Source organism: Roseovarius sp. (assembly GCF_018066915.1).
Classification (GTDB): Bacteria; Pseudomonadota; Alphaproteobacteria; order Rhodobacterales; family Rhodobacteraceae; genus Roseovarius.
On the sequence record NZ_JAGPVV010000066.1, the window covers coordinates 1 to 4,571 of the forward strand.

Sequence of the window (4,571 nt, forward strand, 5' to 3'; positions counted from 1 at the left end):
GGGCGGCCAGACGCATGGCAGGGCGGGCGTAATCGGTAAAGCACATGAAGGTGCCGCCATAGGGGCGGATGCCGCCGTGCAGCGCCATGCCGTTCATCGCGGCGGCCATGCCATGCTCGCGGATGCCCCAGTGGATGTAGCGGCCCTTGCGGTTGTCCACGTCAAAGACGGTCATATCGCCCGAGCGGGTATTGTTGGACCCCGAAAGATCAGCAGAGCCGCCAACGGTTTCCTGAAGGATCGGATTGACGACCTCGAGCACCATTTCCGAGGATTGGCGGGTGGCCACTTTGGGGGCCTCGGCGCTGATCTGCTTTTTCAGGGCGCGGATGCGCGCGCCGAGTTTGACCGGCATGTCGCGGTTGAAGATGCGCTCAATCTCGGCCTGACGCGCGGGCGAAGTTTCGGACAGGCGTTTGGCCCATGCGGCATAGGTCGCGGCACCCCGTTTGCCGATGTTCTCCCATGCGGATTTCACATCTGCGGGGATTTCGAACGGGCCATAGGGCCAGCCATAGGCCTCTTTGGCGGCGGTGAGCTGATCGGGATTGGTCAGCGCGCCATGGCCCTTGGAGGTGTCCTGCGCGGCGTGACCAAGGGCGATATGGGTCTTGCAGGCGATCATCGTCGGTTGACGGGTGGTCTTGGCCTCGGTCAGGGCTGCGTCAATTGCCGCCGGATCATGCCCGTCAATCTCGATCACATGCCAGCCGGAGGCCCGGAAGCGCGCCACCTGATCGGTGCGGTCCGCGAGATCGACGGTGCCGTCGATGGTGATGTTGTTGTTGTCCCAGAGCACGATGAGGCGCGACAACTGGTGCCGTCCGGCCAGACCGATGGCCTCTTGGCTCACCCCCTCCATCAAGCAGCCGTCGCCGGCGATGACATAGGTATAGTGATCCATCAGCTTCGCGCCAAAGCGGGCGCGCAGCATTTCTTCGGCCATGGCAAAGCCCACGGCGTTGGAAATACCCTGACCAAGCGGGCCGGTCGTGGTCTCGATGCCGGTGGCGTGGCCATATTCCGGGTGGCCTGCGGTCTTGGCCCCCCATTGGCGGAAATTGCGGATCTGCTCGATCGTCATGTCGGCATAGCCGGTCAGATGCAGCAGGGAATAGAGCAGCATCGAGCCATGCCCGGCCGAGAGGATGAAGCGGTCGCGGTCGGGCCAGTTGGGGTTGGCCGGATCGAACTTGAGGTGTTTTTCATAGAGCACGGTCGCGACATCGGCCATGCCCATCGGCATGCCGGAATGGCCGGAATTGGCGGCGGCGACGGCGTCGAGGGTCAGCGCGCGGATGGCGGTGGCCTTTTTCCAGTGATCGGGGTTGGCGGAGCGGAGGGCGGCGATGTCCACGGGGCGTGCATCCTTTGAATGGCGGTGTCTGACGGGTGTATCTGGGCGTTGCATACCAGCCCGGTCCAGAAGTTCAAGCGCGAGGCGGCTGAAGCGCTGGATTGAGCGGGTTTGGGGGCGCATTTCGCCGATGCTTTCATTAGACTTGATCAAAACCCGCCCGGTGTGCGATTCGTGGGGCATGCGGGCAAAGAAGCGAGGACCCCGAGGATGAGCCAGATAAACGAGTTGCAGGCACGGATCACGGCGGCGCTGGACCGCATCGCGCAGGGGCTGGAGGGGCGGCCCGTGGCGGCGGCCGAAGTGGCGGCCGATCCCGAAGAACTGACCAAGCTGCGCGAGCAGTTGGAGGAAGAGCGGCTGGCCAATGCGCAGTTGCAAGAGCGGATCAAGGCGCTGCACACCAAGCTGGACGCGGCAGAGGGGGCGCAGGCCGAGAGCCTGCGCAAGCTCGATGCGGATCTGCAATCGCTGCGCAAGGCCAATCAGCAGTTGCGCGACAACAATCAGGCGCTGCGCGAGGCGCAGGCCGGGGGTGTGGCCGAGCCGCATCTGATCAACAAGGCCATGATGGCCGAGTTGGAGGGGCTGCGCGCCGCGCGGGGCGCGGACCGGGGCGAGGTCGAGGCGCTGCTGGGGGCCTTGGGGCAGGTGATCGCCGAGGCCGCAAGTGCGCAAGAGCAGACAGAGAAAACGGAGACATCGGATGCCTGAGGTTCAGATCGAGATCGGGGGGCGCAGTTTCGAGGTGGCCTGTCAGGCGGGAGAGGAACATTACCTCTACACCGCCGCCAAGATGCTGGACGAAGAGGCCGCCGTCTTGGCCGCACAGATCGGGCGCATCCCCGAGCCGCGCATGTTGCTGATGGCGGGGCTGATGCTCGCCGACAAGACCGCAGGATTGCAGGACAAGCTGCGCGAGGCCGAGGACCGGCTGGCGGAGAAGGACGCGGAACTGGATCAGTTGCGCAATGCCCCCGCCCCCGAGGCGCAGCGGATCGAGGTGCCGGTGGTGCCCGACGCGGTTGTGGACACGCTGGCCGAGATCGCCGCGCGGGCCGAGGCGCTGGCCGAGACCGTGGACGGGGCGCGGGCCGGGTGAGCGGCGGCGAGGCGCTACGATGAGGCTCTGGCTGGGTTTGGTTCTCGTCGCCATCGTGGCGGGAATGGCCTATGTGCGGCTGGCGCCGAGTGATCCGGCGCGCTGGCATGCGATGCCCGAGAGCCTTGCGCCGGGGGATCTGGCGGGCGGGGCGGTGCGGGTGGTGCCGGGGGATCTGGCGGCGCTTGATGCCATCATCCGCGCTACACCGCGCACGCAAATTTTGGCCGGGGATGTGGCGCAGGGGATGATCACCTATGTCACGCGCTCGCGGGTCTTTGGGTTTCCGGATTACACGACGGTGCGGCAGACGGGCGAGAGGCTTGAGATTTACGGGCGTCTGCGCTTTGGCAAGTCAGATCTGGGCGTCAACGCCGCCCGTATCGACGGCTGGTTGCAGCGACTGGGGCAGGCGGGAGGATAGGCATCCGTCCGTGATCTTGCGCCACATCGGCACGTTGAGCGACATCTGGCATTGCGCCATGAACATATTGCCATCGACCTGAAGGCAGATTGTCTCGCCCATCTCGACGCGCGCGCCGCTCTTGTCGGTGCAGTAACATTCCACGGTCTTGCGCCCGATGGTGGCATCGGCGAGCGCCGGGGTGGCGCAGATCAAGAGGAGGGGCAAAATCGCTTTCATACCGCGATTCTAGCACAGGTGACGCCTCTTGACCAAGTCACAAGGATGGGACAGAGGATCATTCCCATGGTACCCTTGGACAGATTGCAACAGATTGCGGAGCGCTTTGACTTTGTCGAGGCGCAGATGATGCAGGGCGGTGGCGATATTGCCCGCCTTGGGCGCGAGTATTCCGAATTGCGCCCCGTGGTCGAGGAAATCCGCGCCTATCGGCAGGCGCTGGACGATCTGGAGGGGGCGCGCGCGATGCTGGGCGACCCCGAGATGCGCGATCTGGCGCGCGAGGAGGTCTCGGTGCTGGAGGCGCGGTTGCCGGAGATGGAGCAACGGCTGCAACTGGCGCTCTTGCCGCGCGACGAGGCGGATGCGCGACCGGCGATCCTGGAAATCCGGCCCGGCACGGGGGGCGAAGAGGCGGCGCTCTTTGCGGCGGACCTGATGCGCATGTATCAGCGCTACACGGAGGCGCGCGGCTGGACCTTTGAGGTGATCGAGGAACAGCAGAGCGAATTGGGCGGGATCCGCGAATTGGTGGCGCGCATCGGCGGCGAGGGGGTCTTTGCCCGGCTCAAATACGAATCGGGGGTTCACCGGGTGCAGCGCGTGCCCGAGACCGAAAGCGGCGGGCGTATCCATACCTCTGCCGCGACGGTGGCGGTGCTGCCCGAGGCGGAGGATGTGGATATCCAGATCAACAGCAATGATCTGCGGATCGACACGATGCGCTCGTCGGGGGCCGGCGGCCAGCATGTGAACACCACCGATTCGGCGGTGCGGATCACGCATTTGCCCACGGGAATCGTTGTCACGAGTTCCGAGAAGTCGCAGCATCGCAACCGCGAGATTGCCATGCAGGTGCTCAAAACCCGGCTCTATGATCTGGAGCGCAACCGCGTGGACAGCGAACGCAGCGCCAATCGCGCGGCGCAGGTGGGCACGGGCGACCGGTCCGAGCGGATTCGCACCTATAATTTCCCTCAAGGCCGGATGACCGATCACCGGATCAACCTGACGCTCTATAAATTGGAGCAGGTTTTGGGCGGTGATCTCGATGAGGTCATTGACGCGCTGACGGCGGATGCGCAGGCCACCTTGCTGGCCGAAATGTCGTGACCCTGCGCGAGGCCTTGTTGGAGGCTGCGCGGCGTCTGGAGGCGGCGGGCATCGCGGGGGCAGCGGGGGATGCGCGCGCCCTCTTGGCCGAGGCAGTGGGGATCGCGCGCGACCGGCTGACGCTGCATCTGGGCGATGAGCTGGAACCTGGGGCGGCGGTGCGGTTCGCGGCGCTGATCGCGCGGCGGGCGGCGCGCGAGCCAGTGGCCAAGATCCTTGGGCGGCGGGTGTTCTGGGGGCGGAAGTTTGAGGTGACAGCGGATGTTCTCGATCCGCGCCCCGAGACCGAATGTCTGATCGCCGAGGCGTTGGCGGGACCCAAGCCCTTGACTTTGCTCGATCTTGGCACGGGGAGT

General features: G+C 65.4%; 6 protein-coding genes and 1 pseudogene. 5 read left to right on the forward strand and 2 right to left on the reverse strand.

Annotated elements, in window-relative coordinates; all coding sequences use genetic code 11:
• A partial coding sequence (locus KBT70_RS04175) for a transketolase (protein WP_296629158.1) occupies positions 1 to 1,357 on the reverse strand: 1,357 nt, incomplete at its 3' end.
• A gap of 210 nt (positions 1,358 to 1,567) precedes the next feature.
• Here KBT70_RS04175 and KBT70_RS04180 point away from each other — a divergent pair.
• The 3 genes from KBT70_RS04180 to KBT70_RS04190 are packed head-to-tail and all read left to right on the forward strand — an operon-like array spanning position 1,568 to position 2,883.
• Complete coding sequence (locus KBT70_RS04180) at positions 1,568 to 2,071, forward strand: hypothetical protein (RefSeq protein ID WP_296629160.1); 504 nt, start codon at positions 1,568 to 1,570, stop codon at positions 2,069 to 2,071.
• A complete protein-coding gene (locus tag KBT70_RS04185) occupies positions 2,064 to 2,459 on the forward strand; it encodes a cell division protein ZapA (RefSeq protein ID WP_296629163.1) in 396 nt (131 codons plus the stop codon). Before KBT70_RS04180 ends, KBT70_RS04185 begins: the two co-directional genes overlap by 8 nt.
• Positions 2,460 to 2,478: 19 nt before the next feature.
• Entirely contained in the window at positions 2,479 to 2,883 is a 405-nt protein-coding gene (locus KBT70_RS04190) for a DUF1499 domain-containing protein (RefSeq protein ID WP_296629165.1), read from the forward strand.
• Here the strand turns inward: KBT70_RS04190 and KBT70_RS04195 are convergent.
• A complete protein-coding gene (locus tag KBT70_RS04195; protein WP_296629167.1) occupies positions 2,815 to 3,102 on the reverse strand; it encodes a hypothetical protein in 288 nt (95 codons plus the stop codon). The genes KBT70_RS04190 and KBT70_RS04195 overlap by 69 nt on opposite strands.
• Positions 3,103 to 3,168: 66 nt before the next feature.
• Here KBT70_RS04195 and prfA point away from each other — a divergent pair, with 66 nt between their 5' ends.
• Positions 3,169 to 4,215 (forward strand): peptide chain release factor 1, encoded by a 1,047-nt coding sequence (prfA, locus tag KBT70_RS04200; RefSeq protein ID WP_296629170.1) that lies wholly within the window; start codon positions 3,169 to 3,171, stop codon positions 4,213 to 4,215.
• Positions 4,212 to 4,571 (forward strand): annotated as a pseudogene (locus KBT70_RS04205) (peptide chain release factor N(5)-glutamine methyltransferase); the annotation flags it as partial. The gene prfA and the pseudogene KBT70_RS04205, both read left to right, overlap by 4 nt.